The sequence below is a fragment of the Grimontia sp. AD028 genome, assembly GCF_000973155.1.
Taxonomy (GTDB): domain Bacteria; phylum Pseudomonadota; class Gammaproteobacteria; order Enterobacterales; family Vibrionaceae; genus Enterovibrio; species Enterovibrio indicus.
The window spans coordinates 1-5347 of sequence record NZ_LASY01000038.1 but is presented as its reverse complement, the minus strand read 5'-3'; the positions used below and the strand labels follow the sequence as shown (position 1 = coordinate 5347).

Here is a 5347-nt window from a genome sequence, read left to right as displayed (position 1 = left end):
AGGTGCTGGAGCGGGTGAGCGGAGACGGTCACCGCAGCGTGTTCCGGCTGCAGGATGACGGGACTTATCTGTCGACGTCCGGCAGCGGTGCCCATGATGTGCTGGTGCGTGACGGGGATAACTGGGTGTACACCGAAGGGACGACGGGTCTGCGTGAAGTTTACCGTGTGGGTGACGGTCAGCTTCAGTACACCGAAGACAGCGACGGCAACCGGGTGACCTACGGGTATGAGAGCGGCGTGCTGACTTCGCTGGTGGGCGCGGGCGGCGAGACCCTGAGTGTGGTCTATGATGACGCCGGCCGTGTCTCGCGGTTAGACACCTACGTGGTGGGGGCAGACGGTGACCTGACCCACAGCCACAGCAAGGTGCATTACGGGTATGACGACCTGGGGCGTCTGTCGTCGGTGACGGTGGACTTAACCCCGGCAGATAAATCCATTGACGATGGCCATATCTTTACCACCACCTACACCTATCACGGCACCTCCTCCCTGATAGACAGCGTCACCCAGAGTAACGGCAGTGTGGTGACCCTGTCGTATCAGGAGGTGGAGGGGCAGACGCGCCTGAGCACGATGAATGACAACGGTCAGGTGACGGCCTTTGACTGGGACACGGCCCGGGCCAACGGGCACCAGCTGGCGGTGACCGATGCGGGTGGCGCGGTGCGCTATTACCAACACGATGCACAAGGGCGCCTGACGTCTGTGCTGTCACCGGACGTGGTGTATGGCGACAGTGCCGGGGCAGAGGCTGCCGCAGTGCAAGGCCGTATGACCTATACCTATGACGACGCTGACAACCTGAAGACCGTCACCGACGCCAGTGGGACGGTGGTACGCAATGATTATGACGATAACGGCAACCTGACAGAGGTGTCCCGCAACGGGGTGCTGACCCTGTCCCATGCCTATGATGCCCACAACCAGCGTATCAGCAGCACCCGCTACCACGAAGACGGCAGTGTCGAAGGGGTCAGCCATGCGGTGTATGACGGTCGCCTGCTGCGCTTTACTGTGTCAGCGACAGGGAGTGTGACTGAGCACACCTACAACAGTCTGGGCGAGCGGGTCTCGACCCGGGTATACACCGGGGCAGCGTTCGATGCGGCTTCCACAGTTGACCTGTCCGCTCTCGAGGGCTGGGCAGGCACACAGAACAAACAACAGAGCCTTCTCACGGACTACACCTATGCCCGCGGGGAAGTGGCGACCCAGACCACCTACACCCAGCTGGATGATGCCGGTCAGGGCATCGTGGTGGCCGACATCACGGTGTCATCATCAGTGGAAAGCGCAGGCCGTAGCGTCACCGTAGGGACCACCCCGGTGGTGAGCGACCTGGGGACGGGGATCACCCTGACGGTGCTGGATGCGCAGCACCGGGTGGTCTCCAGTACGACGGTGGACACCCAGAATGCAGCGGCCGGGGGCCGGCTACTGACCGAGGCGCTGGCGGCACTGGTGATGCCGGAAGAAGGGGGCAAGGTGGTGGTGACCGGCTCAGATGGCTGGGCCAACAACTTCAGCGGCAAGGCGGCGAACGCCCTGAAAGCCCTGGGGCTGGACCATCCGCTGTTTACCGGGACAGCCGACGAGCGTCAGGCGTCCGACACCCTGTTGGTGGCGGTGAGTGAAGTCAAAGACGGCCAGTGGTCGTTGCTAGACCAGAGTGTGCGGGCAGCAGACGGGGCACTGACCCTGTCAGTGACCGGCACTGAGCATGTGCAGATGACCTATGATGCGTTCGGTAACCTGCTGGGAACACAGACCCTGAGCGGGAACCTGGCGACGGGGGAAGTGCGCGTGCTGTCCCGGAGCAGCCAGGTGGTGGATGGCCTGAACCGGGTTATCAGCACCACGGACGCGGCCGGGAACACGGTCAGCACCCAGTACCTGGACGCCAGCCGGCAGGTGTTGGTGACCCAGGAAAGTGGCCTGGTGACCGAGCGTACCTTCAGTGCGCGCGGGGAGCTGGTGACCGAGACCCAGCGTGCGACAGGGGAAGCGACCCGCACCCGTGGCTTTGTCTACGATGCCCGTGGCCAGCTTGTGGCCAGCACCTACCCGAACGGCAGCGTGAGCGTGCAGCAGTACGACAGTGCGGGGCGTCTGTGGGTGAGTGTGTCGGTGACCGGTCAGGTGACCGAGTACCGCCGTGACAGTGAAGGGCGGGTGGTGCAGGAAATCCGCTACGACAGCGCCGTGGACATGAGCACCTGGCTGAATGACACTCAGGATGCCCTCACGGTGACCGCAGAAAGCATCCTGTCGCTGGTCAGTGAGAAAACCACCCACCGCATCATTACCACCGAGTACGATGCCCGTGGCCGTGTGCACCGGGTGATTGACGGGGAAGGGCGAGTGGCCGAGACGGTGTATGACCACCAGGACCGCCCGACCCAGACCCTGACCTACACAGCAGGTGACCGGGCGAATGCCGTCAGTGTCACCCGCACCTATGATGAGGCAGGCCGTCTGATGAGCCAGACCGATGCCGGTGGCTTTATCACCCGCTATGCCTATGACGCGGCAGGGCGCCTGAGTGACACCCGCACTTACCATGAGGCCCACGCCGATGTCGATAACGCAACGGCGACAGACACTGACCGCACCCAGACCTTCTACGATGCCCGGGGGCGTCAGCAGTATGTGCTGGACGCCCAGGGCTATTTAACCGGGACCCGTTATCTTGACGGGGGCCGGGAAGTGGCTACCTACCGCTACCTGGGTGTGGTCGACAACCGCGATGGCGGTATAGCCAGCATTCTGAGTCAGGCCGGCACCGCCCAGTTGCTGAGCCGGGTACGCCATGACAGCGCCGGACGCCTTATCAGCAGCATCAACCAGTACGGTATAGAGACCCGCTACGCCTACGATGAGGTGACCGGGCTGTTGCGCCAGCAGACCCTGGCGGTCAACACGGATGACAGCCGCAGTGTGTACCAGACCTACACCGGCTTTCATGAGCGCGAGGGCCAGGTGACCCTGGCGGGCAAGCAGGACTGGCAATCGCTGGCGCTGACCGACCTGGTCACGCAGCAGGGCAGCCAAACCACCTACAACACCATGGGCTGGACAGAGACCACTTCCCATCCGGCGACCGGCACCACCACCTATGCCTATGACCGGGCAGGGCGCCTGCTGTCGACGACTGACGCAGAAGGCAGCACCACCTCCACCACCTACAACGCTTTCGGGGAGACAGAGACCCGGACGGCCGGGGGCGAGCGCAAAGAGACCTTCACCTATGACAACGCCGGACGCCTGAGCCGCACCGTGGACGGGGAAGGCATCACCACTGCGTATCACTACAACCACCAAGGCCATGTCAGCCACACGGTGCGCCAGCATGTGTCGGATGCCTACCAGGCGTTCAACACCACAGAAGGAGAAGCCCGTGGCGACCTGATTGCGCGCTATGTGACCCAGTATGGCTATGATGCGCGTGGGAATGTCATCACCCAGTCGGTGGCAAAAGACACCCGCGAGGGGAGCCGCATCACCGGGGGTGATGACCTCACCGACATAGCGCCGTCCGCCAAGCTCAAATACGTGGCCCAGTGGACGCGCAAGTATGACCATGCCGGGCGCAGGGTGGAAGAGAGGGACGGGGCCGGAAGGTTGACCACCCTGACCTATTCAGAGTGGGGACGCAAGCGCATTACCCGCCTGAGCGGAGCCATGCAGGAGCTCATCGAGCTGGATGCGTTCGGCCGCACGTTGAAACACCTGGATGGCAAGTGGCTGCCCACCTACTACACCTATGACGACCACCTGAGCACCGTCTCCATCCTGACCCCGGGCGGGGTGCGGACCTCGACGGAGAAGAATGCCCACGGTGAAACAGTTACCGTCACCGACGGGGAAGGCAACCAGCGCCACTTCCACTATGACCACCGTGGCCAGGTGACCCGCACCGAATTTACCGCGGCGGGCAGTGACACGGCCGAAACCCTCACGACAAACACCTACCATGCCGACTCCGGCCTGCTGCACTTCACGGTTGACAGTGAAGGAGGCAAAACCGAGTACACCTACAAAGAAAACGGCCTGCAATGGCAGGTCATCCAGCATGTGGATGACATCACGCTCACCACCGAATACGGCTATGACAGCCAAAACCGCAACATCTGGCGTAACAGCGAAGGGCGGGTTACCACAGTCCACTATGACAGCCACAACCGTGAGATACACACCGAATTAGGCGGCGTTGCCACCACCTACCAGTATGATGCCAATGGGCAGGTGCTCCGCAGTGTGGAAGGCAAGGTGATTACTGCCACCGACACCACGGCGGCGCGGGTACTGGAAGAGCGCGTCACCGAATATGGCTATGACGCCCAACAGAATCTGACCCACAAGGTGGTGAAATCCGGCGCCGACTGGGACCAGACCCAGAGCGTGCGCACCACGGAATACCGCTACAACGGGGCCGGTCAGGTGACCGAGAAAATCACCGGCAACGGGGCGGTGACCCGTTACACCTATGACGGCCGCGGCCGGGTGGTGCATGAGGTCAATGCCCTGAACTATGTCACCGAATACGCATACGATGTGAACGGCCGGGTGATAGAGACCACCCGCTATGCCCATGCCATTACCCTGCCGCGTAAGATGACCGTGTTCCTGACCGGTGAAGCGGTCAAAGAGATTGCGGACAGCACGAAAGACCGTGTCACAAAGACCCGGTACGACAAAGACGGGCGTATCACCTACGAAATCGACGGGGCAGGGTATGCCACCGGCTACACCTACAACGCCAACGGGCAGGTAACCCAAACCACCCAATACCACACACCGACCACCGAAGCGGGTTGGAGTGAGGCCTCCACCGCCAACCGCACCACCCACAGCCTGTATGACGGCAAAGGGCAGCTTCGCTTTACCGTGAGCCCGAACGGCCAGGTGAGTGAGCGCCGCTATGACGGCGAAGGCAGGGTCACCCAGACCCTGCGTTATGGCGAGACGGTGAGCCTGACGGCTGAACTCACCAGCACCCACGCCCTCAGCGAACATCTTAAAGCGCAACTGGCGAACGAGACCGTGCGCAGCGAGATGACGGTCTACGACACCCTGGGCCGCAAGCGCTTCACCCTGGACGGTGATGGTTACCTTGTTGAGTACCAATACAACCGCCACTCGGAAGTCGCGACCAAGAAAGAGTACGTCAACAACAGCGCCATCAAGAACGCCATCCTCAGCGTGCGTAATGGTGACAGTGTGCTCAGTGACTATGGGGTGTTCCAGCAGGCGTTAGATACCCTTGGCGGGATTGAGGATGCGTCGGCAGACCTCAGAGCGAAACTGGATGAGCTCAATGCCCAGCAGGCGCGCATTGATGC

The 5347-nt window shown here is 62.1% G+C and carries 1 protein-coding gene; it reads left to right on the top strand.

All coding sequences use genetic code 11. From position 1 onward, the window contains the following. Window positions 1–5347, top strand: a 5347-nt coding sequence (locus RN22_RS09535; protein ID WP_156168194.1) for an RHS repeat protein, incomplete at both ends; no start/stop codon positions are given.